Source organism: Kluyvera sp. (assembly GCF_965301105.1).
Map to the genome: position 1 here is coordinate 1 of NZ_CBDKZX010000067.1, position 21,355 is coordinate 21,355.

Consider the following 21,355-nt stretch of genomic DNA (forward strand, 5'->3'; position numbering starts at 1 on the left):
TGAAGATTCCGACGTTACTAACTGAGTGTTGTATCTAATCGTGGGGGCAGGTCAGACTGACTCGACTGAAACACGCCGGGGCAAAACGATCACCCGCCATCGACCATAGCATGCGCGAGCTAGCATAAATGGCCGAGTTCGCCGCTGACACCGCAGCAGAGAAGATAACCAACGTCATTAATACCTCAGCCCCTGGGATCCCCGCATGAGAAAATACCCAGACAAAGGGACTTTGCCCATTGGGGATACTGTCTCGAGGATACACCAGCGCCAGAATGGCGATAGCCAGTCCATAGAATAAGATGATCCTCACGCCAATGCCGAGAATCACTTTCGGTAAAATAGTCTGTGGTGACTCGGTTTCCCCCGCCGCATTCCCCACTAACTCAACACCCTGAAAAGAGTAGATAACAACGGTCATACAGACCAGAATTTGCCACCAGCCGTGTGGAAACCATCCGGCAGATGTTTTCAGTGTCGGATGCCAATTGGCGTGTCCGGCCAATGAATAGATCATTACGGCGCCCGCAGCAATAAATAGTACGATGGCAAAAACTTTAATGGCTGAAAGCCAATACTCACATTCACCAAAACTTTTCGCCGAACAGAGATTAATGAGCGTTAAGGCAACAAGGATGATAAGGCAAAAATAATGTACAGGGATGGAGGGGAAATAGTGATGCGCAATAAAGCCTGCGGCGGTTAAATCGGCAGCCAGAGAAAAGACCCAGCTGAACCAGTAAAGCCAGCCGATAGTATAGCTCCACAGCGGATTAGGAATAAAAATTAAGGCATAGTGCTGAAAAGAACCTGAATGAGGAAACGCGCACGACAGCTCCCCCAGACACATCATGGTCGCCAGCATGATTCCGCCGGCCAGAAGATAGGCCAGCAGCGTACCCGCTGGACCAACGTTATACAACGGTTCGGCAATACCGATAAATAATCCCGTACCGATGGTGCCACCTAAGGACATCATCAGCAGGTGGCGTTTTTTTAAGTTACGACGAAGCTCGCCCTTATGCTCTATAAGAGAAGGCTCTTGCAGGGTACTCATGGTTTCTCCCTGTCTTTTCAGGATTCAGAATAACGCTACGGGCCCTGCCCGTAGCGCGCTTCTTATCGAGTAAATCGCATGGCAACACCTTTGGTCTGACAAGCCATTAGCAGTCCGGTGTAATCCAGCTCAAAGCGAATCACATCCCCCACCCGTAACGGCTGGGTACACGCCTCAATATCCACAAGCGTATGGTCGCTGGTTTGTCCCAGAATGCTGATCCCATCATCACAAGGAACACAGTTATCCGATGGAACATCCTGGCGGCCAAACGCCAGCAGTGCGCGTTTGCGTACGCCGCTATCGACAAACGTTTTACTTTGCAAAAAGGCATCAACCCCTAGTTCGCCAACGGGAACCGTCGGTTTACTATTCAGTTCAATAATTTCTGCCTCCAGCACGTACATATCCGAGCAGGCCTTATCGACCGGTTTTGTCGAGTGGTGAAACTCATCCAGATATTTCATCTCGACGTATTCGATGCCAAACTCATGCAGCCCGCCAATACGAAGATGGTTCAGCCCGCGCGGCCAGATGCCCTTATCTAATAGGTGATAGCTGGTACAGTTACCTGCGGAGAGACGGCGAATGGTCATGCCGCTGTCCTGTTCAAGCCGCGCGGCAAGCGCCAGGAAATCTTCGCCGTTTTTTACGGTTGGCAGAACGGTGCCATAGCAATTGAAGTTAGTCCCAAGGCCGTAGAGATCCAGACAAGGTAATTCTTTAATCAAAGAAATTGTGGAGAGGATTTTTTGATATTCGCTAAACCAGATACCTTCGCGTAAATCGCCCATATCAACCATCAGTAAAACCTGATGCGTTTTTTGCTGACGCTGCGCCTCCTGCGAGAGTGCGCGCAGAACAACAGGTTCACTATTTAAACTGATATCGGCATAACGGACTACATCTTCAATTTCACTAAGGCAAGGACTACGTAGCAGGCAGGTGGTACAACCAATATCACGTATTTTTTTCAGGTTGTAGGTTCGGGACTCCGCAATAACCTTGATTCCACCATCAAAAACAGCCTGTGCAGTTTCAACGCAGCCATCGAAAACTTTATTTACCGCCATCACCTCAATACCACTGCTTGCTAAGAGTGCTTTTTCAGTACGCGCATTCTCTTCAAGCTTCCGTAAATTGATGTGTAGAGTTGGCATATACATTTTACTTTCCCTCAACCACGTTCAGACGTGCATTACGTTTCATTGCTCGATGGTAAATCCATTCAGCGACCAGCACTGCTAATAGTGCACCACCAATAATTTTGCCGGCATATTGAAAATAGCCACCCATATCAATTTGCGATGGTGGAATAAACAGAAGAGCTACAGCAAAGGCAATGGAAATAAAGCCCAACGCAGGCAGCAAAGCGGGAAGGATTGTTCCTGGGATTTTAAAGCTTCTCGGGGTATCTGGCTGAGTCTTACGCAAGCGCCAGAACGCAGGGAACATCACCAGATAAGGGATAAAATAAGTTATGGTTGTCAGCGCAGTTAACATCCAGTAAGCCGCGGCAACGCTCGGGGAGATAAAAGTCGAAAAACACAGAACGGTGACAATAATTGCCTGTACGACGAGCGCAAAAGCGGGTGTTTTCCATACCGGATGTAATTGCGCAATTTTATCGCCTAACAGATTATCCTCGCGGGATGCTTCCTGAAGCATATAGATAGGGCCAACAAGCCAGGAGTTAATCTGACCAAGCGCACCGAAAAACATGCAGATAGCCATTACAGGAATCAGCCATGGCATATGCAGCGTATCCGCAGCGGAATGCATTGCTTGCATAACTCCGGCCACAATATCCGTTTTACCCGCAGGCAATAGAGTGTTTAACGCCCACGTGCCAACCATGTAAATACCGACTATCACAGCAGCAGAAACGGCCATCGCGCGCGGGAAATCACGCTGTGGATTCCGTGTGCGTCCGGCAATCATTGGCGCAACTTCCAGCCCTGCGAAAGCAAACATCATGCTGGACAGGAAAACTATCGTATCCCAATGACTCAGGTCAGGAACCCAGTTTGTCGCTGTTGCATAGTCTGTTTGCATCGGATGCCCGGTTGCTAACCAGACTATAGCCAGGATAATCAAAATAGCAGAGGGAATGAAGACACCACACCAGGCGCTGACGCTATTAATGATTTTGGTCCATTCCATACCGCGAATATTCATCAGCGTCAGTAGCCAAAATATAACGGCTGATCCGATGCCAATAAATGCTTTATTCTCTGCCAGACCATTACCAATCATATAGCCCAGTGCAGTAAAACCAAACTGCAGCATAAGCGGGAAAAATAATACGCATGAAAAAAGGAAGCAAACCACCACTATCCACGCGATACGTTTACCGAATGCTTCTTTAATCCAGACAAAAATGCCGCCATCTTTCGGCCAACCGGTAGAAAGCTCACCGCACACCATTGCTAGCGGGAAGAACAGACAAAATGCCGCAATAACCCACAACAGCATTGCTGAAGCACCGTAAGGGGCAACGTTGGGTATTTGTCGTAGACTTAGAATGGCTATGACATTCATAAAAACAATGTCTTTAATACCAAGTAAGCCAGAACTGTTGTTACTCATGGCCATCTCCTGTTATTCGTACGGAATTCATTATTCCGTCAGAATCGCGATATCCAGGGGCTTTAGATGCTCGCTAAAGCCCGACAATCCAGAATTAGTAAATGTCGTACTTGACCATATCGTCGTAGGTGTCTTCCCGGCGGATTAAGCGGTCATGACCCTCTTTATCTATCATCACAACGGCAGAACGTGGACGGTTGTTATAAACGGTTTGACTTTCAATCGTGTAAGCACCTGCATCAAGGAATGCCACAATATCGCCCGGCGCGGTGGTTTCCGGCATCAGAAACTCTTCCCCTTTTACCCCCATATGGAAATAGTCACCACCATCACATAATGGGCCAGCAAGTTTTATCCACGCATCGTGCGCTTGATTAATGCGTGAGGCGTTATAAACGTAGAAGAACCAGTCGAAGTGCTGACTGTCGGAGAGAATGCTGTATCCTGCATCAACAAATTTCCATTCAACATGGCACTCCACATTGCCGTTGAGATCGTAGTTGGTTTTTCGTTTTTCACAGGCAACTTCCGTCAGCAGAACCGCCGCTGAACCGGTCACTTTACGGCCTGGTTCAATACAGATCTCCACATCTGTACGCCATTTATGCACTTCACGAATAACCGCATCAGCAAAATCTTGTGCCGTAATCCCGGCGTACATATTGTCTTTTAGCGGATCGCCATTTTCTTCGTCGTATTTATAAGGAACTGGAATCCCGCCGCCGACATTAATTAGATCAAATTTTATGCCCAGCACCTCTTCCAGACGACGCGACTCATCAACCAGTACTTTAGTCGCTTTTGCAAACGGCTCAGATTCCGGAACCTGATCGCCTACGTGCATATGTAAACCGCGCAAATGAACATAAGGCATCTCAAGAATACGGCGGCAGGTCTCTTCCGCCTGTTCCAGATCCAGCCCTGATTTAGCATGGAACGCGGTCACCAGTTCAGCATGCGTCGCGGACGGAACATTCGGCTCTACACGCACACAGACGTTGGCAACCTTCTTCAGCTTTCTGGAAATCGCATCGATATGGTCCAGTTCATACAGACTATCGACGTTAATCAGATAGAGATCGTTAGCAATCGCGTATTCCAGGTCGGCTGGTTTTTTCACCACGCCGTTAAATACAATCTGGTCGCCGCGAAAACCAATCTCAAGGCATTTACGAACTTCATACTGCGAGTTAGCTTCTGCACAGATACCGGCATCACGAATAGCCTGTAAAACGCCCATAACGGAACAGGTTTTTGACGCAAAGAACGTTTTCGTTTTTTTATGTGCCGCAAAAGCCTGCTGAATTTCGCTGATATTGCGAATTATCTCGGGTTCAGAGAAAACATAGAACGGTGTGGGATATTTATGAGCAAGGGTATCCAGATCCACTCCCTCGAAACAAAGATGCCCATCTTTCTGTTGAAAGCGGCGATCGCCCTCCACGACTCTGCTACGTAATTGATTGTAATTTTCAATGTTCATGTCAGTCATAACATCCTCTGCTTTATGTTCATCATAAAAAGCCACAATTTCTTAATGGATATAAAGCAACAACCGTGCCATCTAATTTTTTCAATAAAATCAATAAATTAATTTTTTTCGTGTTTTGATTTTTTCGTCATTGAGTGTGTTATTCATCACAACGACGAAAATTGGTCACTTATAAAATAGGGCTATTAATTAGATAGGGAATAAAGTTTCACATGGCATCCACTAACGAAGAGCTGACGACTGCACTCAAGATGTTTTCCCGATTTTTCGACCTGATACACCAGCCACTGGCAGTGATTAATGAGCGAGGGGAATACATCTACTACAACCAGGAGAGTGCAGATCTGGACGGGTACAGCATTAAACAGGCGATGGGTAAGCATATGCTGGATGTATACCCGAGTATGAAAGAGAATCAGAGCACTATGCTTTCATCGCTGAAGGAGGGCGTGGAGTACATTGGTCACTATCAGATTTATTACAACGCGCGTGGTCAGGCAGTAGATTACCAGCACACCACCGCTCCACTCTACTCCAGCCAGGGCAATATGGTCGGCGTTATCGAAATCGGGCGAAATATGTCTGGCGTCAGGCGCCTACAGGAACAGGTCGTTGAGCTAAACCATCTTCTTTATGCCGATAATCACGAAAAACAGCACGCAATTATTACCGAAAGCCCAGAAATGCTGAGTAATATCGCTAAAGCAAAACGGCTGGCAGTGAGCAACATTCCCGTGACCATTGTCGGGGAAACCGGAACAGGTAAAGAGCTCTTTTCACGCCTGATTCACCAATGCAGCAAGCGGGCTGACAAACCCTTCATCGCCCTGAACTGCGGTGCTCTGCCGCCTACTCTGGTTGAAAGCACCCTTTTCGGTACCCTGCGCGGTGCCTATACCGGTGCAGAAAATAGCCAGGGTTATCTGGAGCTCGCCAACGGAGGGACACTGTTCCTCGATGAACTGAACGCCATGCCCATCGAGATGCAAAGCAAACTCCTGCGTTTTTTACAGGACAAGACTTTCTGGCGACTAGGTGGCCAACACCCGATTCACTCTGACGTTCGTATTATTGCGGCTATGAATGAAGCACCCATGCAGTTAATTCAGCAGGGGCGTTTGCGCGCAGATCTCTTTTATCGGCTGAATGTCGGCATGCTCACCCTACCTCCGCTACGTACACGTCCAGAAGATATCCCGTTGCTCGCCAACTATTTCATCGATAAGTATCGACGCGAGGTACCGCAAGATATTCATGGACTCAGCGAAGCCGCACGTGTTGCGCTTCTTGGACACGCCTGGCCGGGTAACGTAAGGATGCTTGAGAATGCGATTGTCCGCAGTATGATCATGCAGGAAAGCGATGGTATGCTGAAAAAGATCGTTTTTGAAGAAGAAGAACTTAATTTAGGCATACCGGATATCCCTACAGCTGTTAACCACATCCCGCCCATAGATCTTAGCAACGAGGGTTCTCTGGAAGAACGGGTAGCCAGCTACGAAAGGGGCCTGATTGAGACAGCACTCGATACTTATCAGGGAAATATCGCTGCGGCAGCACGTAGCCTTAATGTTTCGCGGACAACACTAAACTACAAGGTGCAAAAATACGGGATTCGTTTTGGGGTCGTACGGCAATAAAACAAGCCAGCGGCGAGACACCGCTGGCTACAAGATTTACCCTTCGTTATGCATCTCTAAATTCTCCACTTCATTCTGCAGCTGAACGGCTTTCGCATCGTCGTTACGCAGTGAGTCGAGGAAGTCGAGATAGGTCTGGTCAACGTCTTTGGTCACGTACACACCGTTAAATACCGAGCATTCAAACTGTTGAATGTCCGGGTTTTCTGCGCGCACCGCGTCAATCAGATCGTCAAGATCCTGGAAGATAAGACCATCGGCGCCAATGATCTGGCGAATCTCATCCACTTCACGCCCGTGAGCAATCAGCTCGTTAGCGGTCGGCATATCGATACCGTAAACGTTCGGGAAACGAATTTCCGGTGCCGCAGAGGCCAGGTAAACCTTCTTCGCCCCGGCTTCACGCGCCATCTCGATAATCTGCTCAGAGGTGGTGCCGCGCACGATGGAGTCATCCACCAGCAGCACGTTCTTATCACGGAACTCCGCGCGGTTAGCGTTCAGCTTGCGGCGTACGGATTTACGACGCAGCTGCTGGCCCGGCATGATAAAGGTACGGCCCACATAGCGGTTTTTCACAAACCCCTGGCGGTACGGTTTACCCAGAATACGGGCGATTTCCAGCGCGATATCGCAGGAGGTTTCCGGAATTGGAATGACCACGTCGATATCCAAATCTTCCCACTCGCGCGCAATCTTCTCGCCAAGCTTGGTACCCATGTTCACGCGGGCGCTGTAGACGGAGATTTTATCGATAAAGGAGTCCGGACGCGCAAAGTAAACGTACTCGAACAGGCACGGGTTGCTGACCGGGTTATCGGCGCACTGACGGGTAAACAACTGCCCTTTTTCAGTAATGTAAATCGCTTCGCCCGGCGCAACATCACGCAGGAATTCAAAGCCAAGAGTATCCAGCGCCACGCTTTCGGAGGCCACCATATACTCGGTGCGGCCATCGCCCACGTCACGTTTGCCCAGCACCAGCGGACGAATGCCGTTCGGGTCGCGGAAAGCCACCATGCCGTGGCCGATAATCATTGCCACACAGGCGTACGCACCGCGAATCTGGCGGTTGGTCGCCGCGATGGCAGCGAAAATGTTATCGGCTTCCAGCGGGTAATGACGGAAGTTATCCAGCTCGCTGGCGAAGATATTGAGCAGGATTTCTGAATCAGAGGTGGTGTTGATGTGGCGGCGTTTTTCTTCGAACAGTTTCTGACGTAACTCGTGCGCATTGGTCAGGTTACCGTTATGCGCCAGCGTAATGCCATATGGGGAGTTCACGTAGAAAGGCTGAGCCTCAGAGGCGCTGGAGCTGCCCGCCGTTGGGTACCGCACGTGGCCAATACCCATATTGCCCTGCATACGCTGCATGTGGCGGGCTTCAAAGACATCACTCACCAGACCGTTCGCCTTACGCAACCGGAAACAGTTGTTGGCATCAATGGTGATGATGCCAGCGGCATCCTGTCCACGGTGCTGCAGCACCGTTAGCGCATCATAAATCGACTGGTTTACCGGCATGACACCGGCGATACCGACAATACCGCACATACGTCTTTTCCTCGTTAAGCAACGACCCAAAGCTTATACTTTGGGCAAGAAACTTGACGAGCTTTGAAGGTATTCAAAAAACCATCTGATAACCGGCGAAAAATAGGGGATAAACTGCGACTGCTGCCAGTCTTCGCTTTTTGCCATGCCGGTAAAAGTGTCGAGGAAGAACAGGATAGCGGCGATAATCAGCACCCCGCGCAGCGCGCCGAAGCAGACGCCCAATACCCTGTCGGTACCCGACAAACCGGTCTTCTCCACCAGCTGACCTATCACGTAGTTGACGATAGCGCCGACGATGAGCGTCGCGATAAACAGCGCCGCAATAGCAATCCCATTTCGAACCCGTTCGTCTTCAAAGCCCGTAAACCAGACAGACAGGTCAGTGTAGTAATGGCTGGCTACGTAAAAAGCGCAACCCCACGTGACCAACGATAGCGCTTCACGAACGAAGCCACGGATAAGGCTCACTAAGCAAGAAAAGCCCAGCACCGCGATAATGGCGTAATCAATCCAGACCATATTTGTCCCACGATTTTACGCCCTGTCATCCAGTTCGGGCGCATTCTAACAGAAAAAGAAAACGTTTGCGTAGGGATTTCCTTCCCTGGCATAAATAAAAAATGGCGCTGAAAAAATATTCAACGCCATCGTTTTTCTGGTCGCTTTTGGCGTTGTTTGTGGCCCCTCACCCTAACCCTCTCCCCAGAGGGGAGAGGGGACCGTAGGGAGCCGTCGATGAGCCTGGCGCCGACTTTCTCCCTCGCCCCTCTGGGGAGAGGGCCGGGGTGAGGGGAAGACCCCACGCCTTAGTTCGGCGTATACCCCATCACCACACCGCTCAGCCCCGAGAGCTGTTTAAGCTCGCCAAGCGAACCTTTCAGCTTATCTTTCGAAGCATCCGGGCCGACCAGAATTCGGGTGATTTTACCCTGAACCGGCGTCGAAGGCGACGTGAAAGCGTGGTAGCCCGCACCGCGCAGGCTGGCTACGATTTCGTTAACCTTGTCGGCGTTCTTCAGCGCACCAAGCTGCACCACGTAGGCTTTGCCCACCGGCGCGGGTTTCTCTTCCGGCGCCGCTTTTGGCGGCGGCGTCGTGGCGGCAACCTGTTCCGTCACCGGCTTCGGCTGCGGCTTCGGTTTTTCTACGGGTTTCGGCTTTATCGGTTCGGCGGTCGGTGGGATCTGTTCCAGATCGCCGTTGCCGTTTACCGCCAGGCGGCTGGAATCGAGCGACGGCGCCGCGGCATCGCCTGCCCGAACTTCTTCCGCTGCGCCTTCCGGCGGCTGTGCAGGCAACGCCTGAGTCGCCGTCGGCAACATATCCGGTTCATCGCGATCGCCTGGTTTAGGGACCAACGGGATAGCCGCAAACTCGTCCTGATAATGCTTTTTTTGCCCGTCAAGCAGCCCTGGCAGCACAATGACCCCCAGAGCAACCAACACTATCGTCCCGACAAGACGGTTCTGAAACTTACTTGCCACCGGCTCTCCCCGCGTCTAACTCTTCCATCACATGCGCTACGGTGTGGAAAGACCCACACACCAGCACCGTATCTTCCGGCGCGGCGTCCGCCATTGCGGCATGCCACGCCTGCGCCACGCTGCCATAAACGGCACCCGCGCGCAGATGTTCGCGCAGCTGCTCTGCCGTCGCACCGCGCGGTCCTTCGAGAGGCGCACAGTACCAGCTGTCGACGACGCTTTCCAGACATGCCAGCGTACCGGCAATGTCTTTATCATGCAGCATACCAATAACCGCCAGTACTCGCCCGGTTTTCGGCAATGATTTGAGACGCCCGGCAAGGTAGCCTGCGGCATGCGGGTTATGCGCAACGTCGAGAATCACGCGAGGCTGCAGTTGGATGGTCTGGAATCGGCCCGGCAGAATCGCGCTGGCGATGCCCTCGCGAATAGCCTCTTCGCTCACCTTAAGCCCACTGGCGCGCAGCGCAGCCAGCGCGGTGGCGGCATTCGGTTGCGGGACATTCGGCAACGGCAACTCGCGAAGTTCACCCTGCGCGTCGCTAAAGCTCCAGCTGTGCTCGCCCACCGTATAGCGCCAGTCGACGTCACGCTGCATCAGCAAAGCGCCTTTCTCCTGCGCGACGTCGGCAATTGTGCGCGGCATATCAGGTTCCCCCACCACCGCCGGTCGCCCGCCGCGGAACACGCCCGCTTTTTCGCGGCCAATGCTTTCACGATCCGGGCCCAGCCAGTCGGTGTGGTCCAGCGCGATACTGGTCACCACCGCGACGTTGGCATCGACAATATTGGTGGCATCCAGCCGCCCGCCGAGGCCCACTTCGAGAATCGCCACGTCAACGTTTTGCTGTTTGAACAACCACAGCGCCGAGAGCGTGCCGTACTCAAAATAGGTTAACGAGGTGTCGCCACGCGCCGCCTCAATAGCGGCAAACGAAGCCGTATGAGCGCTTTCCGCCAGCTCCTCTCCCTGTACGCGGACACGTTCGGTATAGCGCACCAGATGCGGGGAACTGTAAACGCCCACTTTGTAGCCCGCCGCCATCAGAATGGTTTCCAGCGTGCGGCAGGTGGTGCCTTTGCCATTGGTGCCAGCGACGGTGAAAACAAACGGTGCCGGCTGCAGCACATCAAGCGAACCCGCGACCTGGCTGACGCGCGCCAGCCCCAGATCGATGGTTTTTGAATGGAGGTTTTCCAGATAAGAAAGCCACGTAGCCAGGGGCGACGTGGCCTGAGGAATAAGATGTTTGTCCATGGTGCCCGCAACTTTCAACGGTGAATAATAGCAAAAAGGGCAGCGCCAACCGGCCCTGCCCTTTACATCATCAGGCCTCTGGTTCCTGATCCGGTACCGGCGGTACCACCACGCTTTCGCGCGGCGCGTCCGGATTCGGTGCCGGAAGGTTCATCAGCTTCGCCAGGATACTGGCCAGCTTCAGACGCATTTCCGGGCGGCGAACGATCATGTCGATCGCGCCTTTTTCGATGAGGAATTCACTGCGCTGGAAGCCCGGCGGCAGTTTCTCACGCACGGTCTGTTCGATAACACGCGGGCCGGCAAAGCCGATCAGCGCTTTCGGTTCTGCGATGTTCAGATCGCCCAGCATCGCGAAGCTGGCGGAGACGCCGCCCATGGTTGGGTCGGTCAGCACGGAAATATACGGTAAACCGCGTTCCTGCATTTTCGCCAGCGCAGCGGAGGTTTTCGCCATCTGCATCAGGGACATCAGCGCTTCCTGCATGCGCGCGCCGCCGGATGCGGAGAAGCAGATCAGCGGGCAGTTGTCTTCCAGCGCCTGCTCAACGGCACGCACAAAGCGCGCGCCAACCACGGAACCCATAGAGCCGCCCATAAAGGAGAACTCGAAGGCCGCAGCGACAACCGGCATGTCATGCAGGGTACCCTTCATGACCACCAGCGCGTCTTTCTCACCCGTCTCTTTCTGAGCGGATGCCAGACGATCTTTATACTTTTTAGAGTCACGGAACTTCAGCACGTCTTTCGGCTCAAGTTCGCTACCCAGTTCTACCAGGGACCCTTCATCCAACAGGCTATGCAGGCGATTACGCGCTGACATACGCATGTGGTGATCGCACTTCGGGCAAACCTCGAGGTTACGCTCCAGCTCGGCGCGATACAAAACCTGACCACAGCTATCGCACTTGGTCCATACCCCTTCCGGGATGCTCGCCTTGCGGGTAGGTGTGATGTTGCTTTTAATTCGTTCAATCCAGCTCATTGATAACCTTTCTGCCTGAACCTGGTCGATGCCAGTTTTGCCATTAAGGGGCCGCGCATAATGCCACTTTTCCCCTTCATAGACCATGAATGTTGCACATTAAAACATAACAGCCCGAAACTTGGCATAAAAAAGTGGTCGAACCGCGAAACATGTCGTAACAGGGCACGGCTGAATCGTGCCCCGCGTGCAGGGTTTATTTTGCCTGTTTTGCCGCCTTGCGACGGTGACGGATCACTTCGATTACCCCCGGCAGCACCGACAGAACGATGATCGCCACAATCAGCAGCTTCAGGTTCTCTTGTACCACCGGCAGGTCGCCGAACAGATAGCCCGCGTAGGTGAACAGCAGCACCCACAGCAGCGCGCCCGCGACGTTATAGAGCGCAAAATGACGATAGGACATGTGGCCCATTCCCGCCACAAAAGGCGCGAATGTTCTGACGATGGGGACAAATCGCGCCAGAATAATGGTTTTTCCACCATGTTTATCGTAGAAGGCATGGGTCTTATCCAGGTAGCTGCGACGGAAAATTTTCGAGTCCGGATTGCTGAATAGCTTCTCGCCGAACAGCCTGCCAATGGTGTAGTTCACCGCATCGCCGACAATCGCCGCAATCACCATCAGCACAACCATCACATGCACGTTGATGTCGTTCGTCGGCAGCGCGGAGAGCGCCCCGGCGACAAACAGCAGCGAGTCGCCCGGCAGGAATGGTGTTACCACCAGCCCCGTTTCACAGAACAGAATCAGGAACAGAATGGCATACACCCAGACGCCATACTGCGCGACCAGCTCCGCCAGGTGCACATCAATGTGCAGAATGAAATCAATTAAAAAACGGATAAGATCCATATTGTTTAGCCCCAAATGACTACGTTAGTCCGCCAGGAATAGCGGGCCCATCGGCACGGAAGGCAGCGCAAAGTGCGCGGGGTAGTCCACCGCCACCAGATACAGCCCTTCCGCTTTCGCCGTTGCGGCGGCAAGCGTCCTGTCTTTTGCCGCCAGCAGTTCTGCAATCCAGCTCTCCGGCTGGTTTCCTGCGCCAACTTCCATCAGGCTGCCAACAATGTTCCTTACCATATGGTGAACAAAGGCGTTTGCTTTAATGTCCACCACAATATAAGCGCCGTAACGCGTCACATTAATGTGCATAACGTTACGCCACGGCGTGCGCGACTGACACTGCACCGCGCGAAACGAAGTAAAGTCGTTTTCGCCCAGCAGGCTTTGCGCCGCGCGATGCATCCGCTCGGCATCCAGCGGCTGGTGATAGTGCGTTACCCCCTGCCCCAGCACCGCCGGACGCAGCCGGTGGTTGTAAATCACGTAGCGATAGCGGCGCGCCGTCGCGCTAAAACGCGCGTGAAAATCGTCGGGCACAGCTTTCACCCAACGCACCGCAATGTCACCAGGTAAATTCGCATTTACACCGAGCGTCCACGCCGCATCTTTACGTACGGCATGAGTGTCGAAGTGCACGACCTGGCCGGTCCCGTGTACGCCTGCGTCAGTACGACCGGCGCAGAAGACATTAATCGGTTCGTTAGCCACCTGCGAAAGCGCCTTTTCCAGCTTCTCCTGCACGCTGCGCACTTCGTTTTGCCGCTGCCAGCCGTAGTATTTGCTGCCGTCGTACTCAATGCCCAGCGCAATTCGATAGACCGGCAGTTGCTCCATTTCAGACATCAGTACAGATACTCCTGCACCAGTTTCTCGGCGATTTTCACCGCCATCAGCGCGCCGCCAAAGCGAACGTTATCCGCCACCGACCAGAACTGAACCTGCTCCGGCATGCCGTAATCGTTACGCACACAGCCCACGGACAGATGGGCGCTACCGGTGGCATCACCGACCTGAGTCGGGAATTCGCGCTCCTCAGACAGCACAATATCTTCGCCGCGCGCAAAGGCGTCTCGCGCCTCTTCCGCCGACAGCGGACGCATGGCTTCAAACGTCACCATCTGCGCATGACCGTAGAACACCGGCGACTGAATGCAGCTGGCGGAGATCATCAGAGCGTCGTCCTGCATGATTTTACGCACCTGATCAACAATGCGACGTTCGTCGCTCACCGCGCCTTCACGATCCGGCAGCATCGGCAGCATGTTGAACGCCAGCTGGCGGCCAAAGAAATCATCTTCATCGATTGGAATACCGTTCAACAGCTTGGCGCTCTGCCCGGCCAGGGCGTCGACGGCTTTTTTACCGTGCGCCGAGGCGGAGATCAGGCTGGTCACGTTGATGCGCGACAGGCCGCCGTCATCAATCAGCGGCTTCAGCGCTGCCAGCAGTTGGCTGGTCTGGCTGTCCGCCACCGCAATCACATTACGGTTGCGATAATCGGCCAGCACAAATGGGTTCACCTCCGGCACCACCAGCGGTACGTCCGGCTCCAGCGCAAACAGGCCGCTAAGATCGATAACCAGACAGCCAGCGTTAGTGGCCTCTTCAACGTAGGTGGCGCTGGCTTCCACGCCAGCCGCGAAGAACGCCAGCTGCGCCTGCGTCCAGTCAAACTCCGCCGCGTCCTGCACTCTTACCGATTTACCGTTAAAACGCAGATGTTCACCCGCGCTGTCGGTGCGCGCCAGCGCGTAGATATCACCCACCGGGAACTGACGTTCAGCAAGGGTTTCAAGCAGGGCTTCGCCTACGGCGCCGGTTGCGCCCAGGATGGCAATATTCCAGCCTTCAGACATGGTGATTTACTCCAGAAAAAAAGCGGCTCTGCCGGAGTATCCGGCAGAGGCATTAAGAAGACATTAACAGTGTACGGCGTTAAACCCGAGTTTTTGCAGCAGCGCGGCTGCGTCGGCGTCATCACACTCGACGGTCAGCGATGACCATTCGCGACGCTCAAGGTAATTTTTGCGCAGCTTGTCGAATTCACCCGGGATCCCCGCCACTTTCCGCAGCGGCGCGTCATCGCGGCGCACATCATACACCAAATGCACCAGTCTTTTCAGCGTAGGCTGATCGAGCGGACCGTGGAGGCTAATCCGTCCGAATTCCGGCGCGGGCAGCAGCGACGAAAGCGCCACTTCCTGCGGCTGACCGATAAACTGGCTATAGGCTTCAAACACCTGGGTGGTGCCACGCGCTTTCCCTTCCAGGGTGTAGCCCGCAATATGCGAAGTGCCGAGGTCGACTTTATCCAGCAGCGCCAGGTTGAGATCCGGCTCCGGTTCCCAGACGTCGAGCACCACGCTCAGTTGCTGCCCGGCGTTCAGGCATTTCAGCAGCGCGGCGTTATCCACCACCGGGCCGCGGCAGGCGTTGATGAGAATAGCGCCCGGTTTCAGGCTGGCAATCAGCGCCTCGTCGGCCAGATGTAGCGACTTATACGGGCCATCTTTATACAGCGGCGTGTGGAAAGTCAGCACGTCGGCCTGCGCCACCAGCTCGTCCAACGAACGGAAATCGCCCTCTTCGCCGTTGTCGGCGCGTGGCGGATCGCAGAGCAGCGTTTTGATGCCCAGGGCTTCCAGCCGTTTTTGCAGGCGTCCGCCTACGTTACCCACGCCAACAATACCCACGGTGCGGTCGGCCAGCGCAAAACCATCGCGCTCGGCCAGCATCAACAGCGCAGAAAATACGTACTCAACGACAGCAATCGCGTTACACCCCGGTGCGGCGGAGAAACCAATCCCTGCCTGTTCCAGCCACGCCTGATCGACGTGATCGGTGCCCGCCGTCGCGGTGCCAACGAACTTAATCGCCTTATCGCCCAGCAGCGCTTCATTCACCTTTGTCACCGAGCGGACCATCAGCGCATCGGCATCGGTTAACGCCTCGGTCGGGATCGGGCGGCCGGGGACAGCCTTAACCTCACCCAAACGGCTAAAAAGTTCGCGGGCGTAGGGCATATTTTCATCAACGAGGATTTTCACGGTTCAGTACCTGTCTGAGAACGAGAGTAAACCGGGGAAGTGTGCCATAATCTGGCCGCCAGGCATACTTGCGCCGGGCATCAGTATTCGGTTTGGAAAGGATCAATCATGACGCAACCCATTTCAGGTATGCCCGCGCGCCCTCCGGGGACAGGCCCCACTCCGCTCTCTCCTGCCGGAGAACAGCCGCTTAGTACCCAGCAACGCACGGTGCTGGAACGACTGATCACGCGCTTAATAGCGATGACCTCGCAGCAGAATGCTGAGGTTTGGGCGGGCGTAAAACACGATCTGGGGCTGAAAAACGACACGCCGCTGCTGGCGCGCCACTTTCCTGCCGCCGAGCAGAATCTGAATCAACGTATTGGTACTGCCGAACAAAAGCTCAGCACGCGCCAGACGCTGTCGCAACTGACTGAACTGCTGAATCAGGGCAATAATCGCCAGGCCGTCAGCGACTATATCCGTCAACAGTACGGGCAAACGGCCCTCAGCCAATTGACGCCGCAGCAGTTGAAAAACGTCCTGCAGTTGCTTCAACAAGGGCAGCTTTCTATTCCGCAGCCTCAGCAGCGCCCGGCGACCGATCGTCCCCTGCTGCCTGCCGAGCACAATACCCTGAATCAGCTGGTGACTAAGGTTTCCGCCGCCACTGGCGACTCTACCAAGCTGATCTGGCAGTCGCTGCTTGAGCTTTCCGGCGTGAAGTCCGGCGACCCGTTACCCGCGAAACACTTTAACGCGCTGGTCACGCTACTGCAGGCGCGCCTGACCCTCAGTACGCATCCTGCCCCAACGCTCAACGTTTTGCAGGCAGCGCTCAAACAACCGCTGGAGCCGCAGGAAGGACAAGCGCTTCGCGATTTCGCCCAGCAAAACTGGAACGCCACCCCGCAGACGGTGCTGACCCAGGTGCAGGTGCAGGAGTTGCTGAATCTGCTGTTCCTTAAACGTATCGAGCGCGAACGCGTGGCCCACGCCCATACCCTGGAAGCGCGCGATCTTCAGCCAATCTACGCGCCGTTCGCGCCGGTTATCACCACGCTGAAATCGCTATCCGCACGTCCGGGGCTGGCCCTGGTGGTGCTGGTTGTCGTGGCGATGCTGCTGTGGCTGGTGTTGTAAGTTCAGCGCCCTCCTCTCCGCCTTATGGTGGTCAGCAAGAAGATTCCTGTTCCGAAAATTAAAAACCCAGGTCGTGACGTCTGAGTTGACTCACGTCCCTGGGTTATTGGAATAATATTGCCAGCCAGAGCATCACTTCCCCTGATAATCCCCCACTCCGCGGCGGCTATTGCAGAGCGAAGGAATATCCACACCAGGACGTTATGTATTCTGTTCTGCTGCTGACATATTCACTTTATTCGCGGCAATCACGAACGGCAGATAGATAAGCGTCGCCACCACCAGACACAATACGCCAACAAATAGCGCCATCCAGTTGCCGCCGGTGCCGAAGAAGGCGATCAGCGGCCCCGGCGTCGTCCACGGTACCGCATAGGCAATCGGCGGAATAATCTCCAGCGTGATAAAGAAATAGCCAATCAGTGAGTTGACGAACGGCACCAGAATAAACGGGATCACCAGAATCGGGTTCAGTACGATCGGCAGGCCGAACATCACCGGTTCGTTAATGTTGAACAGGCCTGGCACAAAGGCCATTTTCGCTAAGTCGCGGTAGTCCTTCCGGCGAGAGGCGATAAAAATGGCCAGCAGCAAGCCCAGCGTCATCCCGGAGCCGCCGCAGTTGGCGAAGGCATCGTTGATGCCGGTCCAGGTAATCGGATACGGCGCACCCCAGGTTGAACCGTGGGAGGCGGCATACGACAGGTTCTCCAGGTTCGCTTCTGAGAAAATGGTTTCGCGAATGGCGGCAACCGTATTCGGCCCATGAATACCGAGGATCCACAGGAAGTTAGCCACCAGCCCGAGAATCAACACGGTAAAGATATTGGTGCCCATATCCTTCAGCGGCGCCTGAATCAGGGTGTAGATAAGATCGTTCAGCCCGTTTGGCGAGATTTTTGATAGCAGGTAGTTCAACACCGAGAAGAAGATCATCACGAAAAAGATAGGTAATAGCACCTTAAAAGAGCGCGCCACCGCCGGCGGTACCGCGTCGGGCATCGTGATAGCCACCTTCGGGTTTCGGGCCAGGCGACAGAATATTTCGCTGGAAATCAGCGCCACAATCACCGCCACAAACAGCCCCTGAGGCCCGAGATATTTGGTGGTGAGATAGGCCTGGCCGTCAATAATCACATACGGAGTATACACCACGAAGAACGCGCCAATTGCCGTCAGGCCGCACAGCAAGTCATCCTGCTGATAGCTGATCGCCATATTGCGCGCCACGAGGAAAGTAATCAGCACAGCCATAATATTGACCGAACCGTTCATCACCGGCGTAAAAATTTGCTGCGCGTCGGCCAGATTAGGGAATAAGGTGCCTAAATGTAAAATACTGGCGATAAAACCATCCGGCGAGAGAATGGCAAAGTTGATAAGGATAATCAGCGAGCTGGCCATGACTATCGGGAATGACAAAATAAAAGCATCCCGAATAGCCGAAACGTGTATCTGCGAATTCAATTTTATCGCAACCGGAACAAGGATTTTTTCCATCCCTCGTTCAAATGAATTCATTAAACCCATAGTGAACCCTTAAATTTAAAATAAAATGATTAGGCATAATTCATTTAATAACTGCACCATTTCTCATATCTGGCGAGAATATTGGTAAAAAGGTCATTAATTGACGATCACTTTAATTATTGTTAATTTTCGTAACCCGTATTTCGATCACAGTTAACCATGCCTAAGTTGTTCAATAATCGGGAAATAGTTGAACGTGTTGGCCCGTCGTCGCCAAAGTGATTTTATAACCAGTTGTTTAAAAAGGATTTAAGGAGGTTCAAAAGTGGTATATCAGAACATCATAAATTTGCTGAAAAACAGATTAAACAGCTCAATCTACAATGTGGGCGATCTTCTCCCCTCGGAAAAAGAGCTGGCGGCGCTTTATGATGTTTCGCGCAATACCTTACGCAAGGCGTTAAAAACGCTGGAAGAGGAAGGGATGATTGAACGGCGGCACGGTTCGGGAACCTACCTGCGGAACAAACATTTTCAGGCGTCGCTGACGCACCTCGACAGCTTTACTGAAATTGCCCGCAATGAAGGTAAAACACCCACGAGTCAGATCCTGAAGTTTGAGCTTCAGCGCGCATCGGACGATATCGCCACCAGTCTGAGAGTCAGCCACGGCGAACCGGTTTATTACGCCAAACGGCTGCGCTTTATCGACAATATCGCCATGCAGGTGGAGGAAACCTGGCTTTCCGCCAGCCGTTTTCCCGACCTGACGATCGCCCACATGAAGAACTCCAAATTTGCTTATATCGAGAATGAGTGTGGGGTGAAAATTCTGGGTTGTTATGAATCTATCCAGCCGATTTTGCCGTCGCCAGAGGTAGCGCAGCTCCTGCACATTAGTGCGCTGGATCCGATAGTCAGGATGCAGACTCAGGCCGTCGATGAGCAGCAAAACCCTATCGATTACTCCATTCTCTACACCAACATGTTCGAGTTCCAGGTGAAATATTTTCTGCCGCGCAAAGCGACGACCGGCTCGCAGGTGCGCAGAGCCAGCCGATAAACGCTATTTGCGGAACGACCACAGCGTGACGCCAATTCCCAGTATGGCGGCAATGGCTCCGCCGAGAAACACGGACGCATAGCCGAACGAGGTGGCCAGCATGCCCGCCAGCGGCCCGGAGACGCCGAGCGCGATGTCCTGGAACGCGGCATAGCCACCGAGCGCCGTCCCACGTACCTGCTGCGGCACGCGCTTAACCACTTCCACCCCCAGCGCCGGAAAGATCAGCGAGCAACCGGCCCCGGTTAAAGCCGCGCCGGCCAGCGCATACCATGCGTCGGGCGCCAGCCACAGCAGCAGCAGACCAACGGTTTCCACCAGCAGTGAGCCGACCGCCACCTTCACGCCGCCAAAGCGGTCAGGCATCCAGCCAAACAAAATACGCACCAACACGAAGGTGCCACCGAAGGCCGTCAAGGTGAAGCCCGCCATCGACCAGCCTTTGCTGACAAAGTACAGTGAGACGAAAGTGCCAATCACCGCAAAGCCCACGCCCTGTAGCGCCAGCCCCAAGCCCGGTTTCCAGATAAGGCCAATCACGCTGAACAACGACGGACGTTCCCCGGCCATCGCCGCCACCTTACGCACCGAGCCGTTAAAGGCCCAGGCCAGCAAAGGCAACGCCATCGTGACGCCAGCCAGCACGGCAAAGCCATAGCGGCTGTTGATATACAGCCCCAACGGCGCACCGGCCGCCAGCGCGCCAAAAATCGCCATCCCGTTCCACGACATCACTTTACCGGAACGCTTCGGGCCAACCAGCCCCATCCCCCAGGTGAGCGTGCCGGTCAGCAACTGGCTTTCACCGAAGCCAAGAATTAAGCGCCCGACAATCAACAGGCCAAATTTGACCATCGTATCCACCGGCAACAGTGCCGCGCCAAGCCACGCCGCTCCGGCAAAGGCACAGGCAAACATGCCCTGTAGGGCAGAACGCTTGCCGCCGTACTGATCGGCAAGACGCCCGGCGTAGCCACGGGTTAATACCGTGGCGAAGAACTGAATGCCCACGGCGATACCCACCATGGTGTTACCGTAGCCCAGTTCCTGGTGAACAAATAGCGGAATGACCGGCAGCGGAATACCGACGGTTAAATAGGTCAAAAACACCGCGAACGCGATGCGAAAAAGCGACACGTTGGATGAAGAAGTACTTTCAGTTTGAGTTACTGCGGTCATGCTTTACTCCGAATGCTGAGTAAGGCGAGGATCTGTAGCCACGCCCCCTCTACCTGGCGATCAGGATTAAGGTGCGTCGGATGACGTTAAACGCTTACGCATTATCATGATGATAATGTTGAGCCGCGAGTTTGCCTGTTCTTTCAGGCCGTTGTCAACGCATAAAAAAAGGAGCCAGAAGGCTCCTTTTTCTTATCCGCCGTAAAAATTACAGCTTACGCATCACCAGCGTGGCGTTGGTGCCGCCAAAGCCGAAGCTGTTGGACATCACGGTGGTCAGTTTGCGATCGGTCGGTTCAGTGACGATGTTCAGGCCAGCCGCCTGCTCGTCCATCTCATCAATGTTGATGCTCGGGGCGATAAAGCCGTTTTCCAGCATCAGCAGAGAGTAGATCGCTTCCTGTACGCCAGCGGCGCCCAGAGAGTGACCGGTCATCGCTTTCGTTGCGGAGATAGCCGGGCTGTTGTCGCCGAACACTTCACGGATAGCGCCCAGTTCTTTCACGTCGCCTACCGGGGTGGAGGTACCGTGAGAGTTCAGGTAGTCGATCGGGGTGTC

Annotated in this window: 17 protein-coding genes and 2 pseudogenes; 3 read left to right on the forward strand and 16 right to left on the reverse strand. The window is 53.8% G+C overall.

The genetic code is table 11. From position 1 onward, the window contains the following. Window positions 1-55: 55 nt before the first annotated feature. The 4 genes and pseudogenes from ACW14G_RS17885 to ACW14G_RS17900 all read right to left on the reverse strand — a co-directional run. Window positions 56-1,057: pseudogene (locus ACW14G_RS17885) on the reverse strand (amino acid permease); the annotation flags it as partial. Window positions 1,058-1,119: 62 nt separating this feature from the next. After that, on the reverse strand, window positions 1,120-2,223 hold the full coding sequence (locus tag ACW14G_RS17890; protein ID WP_419057298.1) for an alanine/ornithine racemase family PLP-dependent enzyme: 1,104 nt from the start codon (window positions 2,221-2,223) through the stop codon (window positions 1,120-1,122). A gap of 1 nt (window position 2,224) precedes the next feature. Further along, the gene (locus ACW14G_RS17895; protein WP_347291227.1) at window positions 2,225-3,646 is read right to left on the reverse strand and encodes an APC family permease; all 1,422 of its coding nucleotides are present in this window, start codon (window positions 3,644-3,646) and stop codon (window positions 2,225-2,227) included. Window positions 3,647-3,740: 94 nt separating this feature from the next. After that, window positions 3,741-5,138, reverse strand: coding sequence for a diaminopimelate decarboxylase family protein (locus ACW14G_RS17900; protein WP_419057302.1), 1,398 nt, complete (start codon window positions 5,136-5,138; stop codon window positions 3,741-3,743). A gap of 212 nt (window positions 5,139-5,350) precedes the next feature. On the opposite strand from ACW14G_RS17900, the gene ACW14G_RS17905 reads away from it, so the two are divergent. Beyond that, on the forward strand, window positions 5,351-6,778 hold the full coding sequence (locus ACW14G_RS17905; RefSeq protein WP_347291228.1) for a sigma-54 interaction domain-containing protein: 1,428 nt from the start codon (window positions 5,351-5,353) through the stop codon (window positions 6,776-6,778). Window positions 6,779-6,814: 36 nt separating this feature from the next. Here the strand turns inward: ACW14G_RS17905 and purF are convergent, their stop codons facing one another. The 9 genes from purF to pdxB all read right to left on the reverse strand — a co-directional run bounded on the left by purF (window position 6,815) and on the right by pdxB (window position 15,959). Beyond that, a complete protein-coding gene (gene purF / locus ACW14G_RS17910; RefSeq protein ID WP_064543817.1) occupies window positions 6,815-8,332 on the reverse strand; it encodes an amidophosphoribosyltransferase in 1,518 nt (505 codons plus the stop codon). A gap of 33 nt (window positions 8,333-8,365) precedes the next feature. Then, window positions 8,366-8,854: a colicin V production protein gene (gene cvpA / locus ACW14G_RS17915; protein ID WP_064543815.1), complete on the reverse strand. Its 489-nt coding sequence runs from the start codon at window positions 8,852-8,854 to the stop codon at window positions 8,366-8,368. A 287-nt stretch (window positions 8,855-9,141) separates the two neighbouring features. Next, on the reverse strand, window positions 9,142-9,819 hold the full coding sequence (gene dedD, locus ACW14G_RS17920; protein ID WP_223803057.1) for a cell division protein DedD: 678 nt from the start codon (window positions 9,817-9,819) through the stop codon (window positions 9,142-9,144). Beyond that, window positions 9,809-11,077 carry a bifunctional tetrahydrofolate synthase/dihydrofolate synthase gene (gene folC / locus ACW14G_RS17925; RefSeq protein ID WP_249022960.1) on the reverse strand — a complete coding sequence of 423 codons (1,269 nt, stop codon included), beginning with the start codon at window positions 11,075-11,077 and terminating at the stop codon, window positions 9,809-9,811. The genes dedD and folC overlap by 11 nt, the downstream gene beginning before the upstream one ends. A 70-nt stretch (window positions 11,078-11,147) precedes the next feature. Further along, on the reverse strand, window positions 11,148-12,062 hold the full coding sequence (gene accD, locus ACW14G_RS17930; protein WP_167575331.1) for an acetyl-CoA carboxylase, carboxyltransferase subunit beta: 915 nt from the start codon (window positions 12,060-12,062) through the stop codon (window positions 11,148-11,150). Between the two features lie 196 nt (window positions 12,063-12,258). Continuing rightward, window positions 12,259-12,918, reverse strand: a complete 660-nt coding sequence (locus ACW14G_RS17935; RefSeq protein WP_249022959.1) for a DedA family protein — start codon at window positions 12,916-12,918, stop codon at window positions 12,259-12,261. Between the two features lie 24 nt (window positions 12,919-12,942). Further along, a complete protein-coding gene (gene truA, locus ACW14G_RS17940; protein ID WP_163448749.1) occupies window positions 12,943-13,755 on the reverse strand; it encodes a tRNA pseudouridine(38-40) synthase TruA in 813 nt (270 codons plus the stop codon). Continuing rightward, complete coding sequence (locus tag ACW14G_RS17945) at window positions 13,755-14,768, reverse strand: aspartate-semialdehyde dehydrogenase (protein ID WP_163448750.1); 1,014 nt, start codon at window positions 14,766-14,768, stop codon at window positions 13,755-13,757. Before ACW14G_RS17945 ends, truA begins: the two co-directional genes overlap by 1 nt. 63 nt (window positions 14,769-14,831) lie before the next feature. Next, window positions 14,832-15,959, reverse strand: a complete 1,128-nt coding sequence (gene pdxB / locus ACW14G_RS17950) for a 4-phosphoerythronate dehydrogenase PdxB (protein WP_249022958.1) — start codon at window positions 15,957-15,959, stop codon at window positions 14,832-14,834. A 108-nt stretch (window positions 15,960-16,067) separates the two neighbouring features. Between pdxB and flk the strand changes: the two genes are divergently transcribed. Continuing rightward, a complete protein-coding gene (gene flk / locus ACW14G_RS17955) occupies window positions 16,068-17,084 on the forward strand; it encodes a flagella biosynthesis regulator Flk (RefSeq protein ID WP_163448752.1) in 1,017 nt (338 codons plus the stop codon). Between the two features lie 201 nt (window positions 17,085-17,285). On the opposite strand, the gene ACW14G_RS17960 is transcribed toward flk, so the two are convergent. Next, the gene (locus tag ACW14G_RS17960) at window positions 17,286-18,614 is read right to left on the reverse strand and encodes a PTS sugar transporter subunit IIC (RefSeq protein ID WP_163448753.1); all 1,329 of its coding nucleotides are present in this window, start codon (window positions 18,612-18,614) and stop codon (window positions 17,286-17,288) included. A 265-nt stretch (window positions 18,615-18,879) separates the two neighbouring features. Here ACW14G_RS17960 and ACW14G_RS17965 point away from each other — a divergent pair, with 265 nt between their 5' ends. Then, entirely contained in the window at window positions 18,880-19,617 is a 738-nt protein-coding gene (locus ACW14G_RS17965; RefSeq protein WP_163448754.1) for a GntR family transcriptional regulator, read from the forward strand. 3 nt (window positions 19,618-19,620) lie between these two features. Here the strand turns inward: ACW14G_RS17965 and ACW14G_RS17970 are convergent, their stop codons facing one another. Next, complete coding sequence (locus ACW14G_RS17970) at window positions 19,621-20,796, reverse strand: MFS transporter (protein WP_163448755.1); 1,176 nt, start codon at window positions 20,794-20,796, stop codon at window positions 19,621-19,623. A gap of 208 nt (window positions 20,797-21,004) precedes the next feature. Continuing rightward, window positions 21,005-21,355 (reverse strand): annotated as a pseudogene (locus ACW14G_RS17975) (beta-ketoacyl-ACP synthase I); the annotation flags it as partial.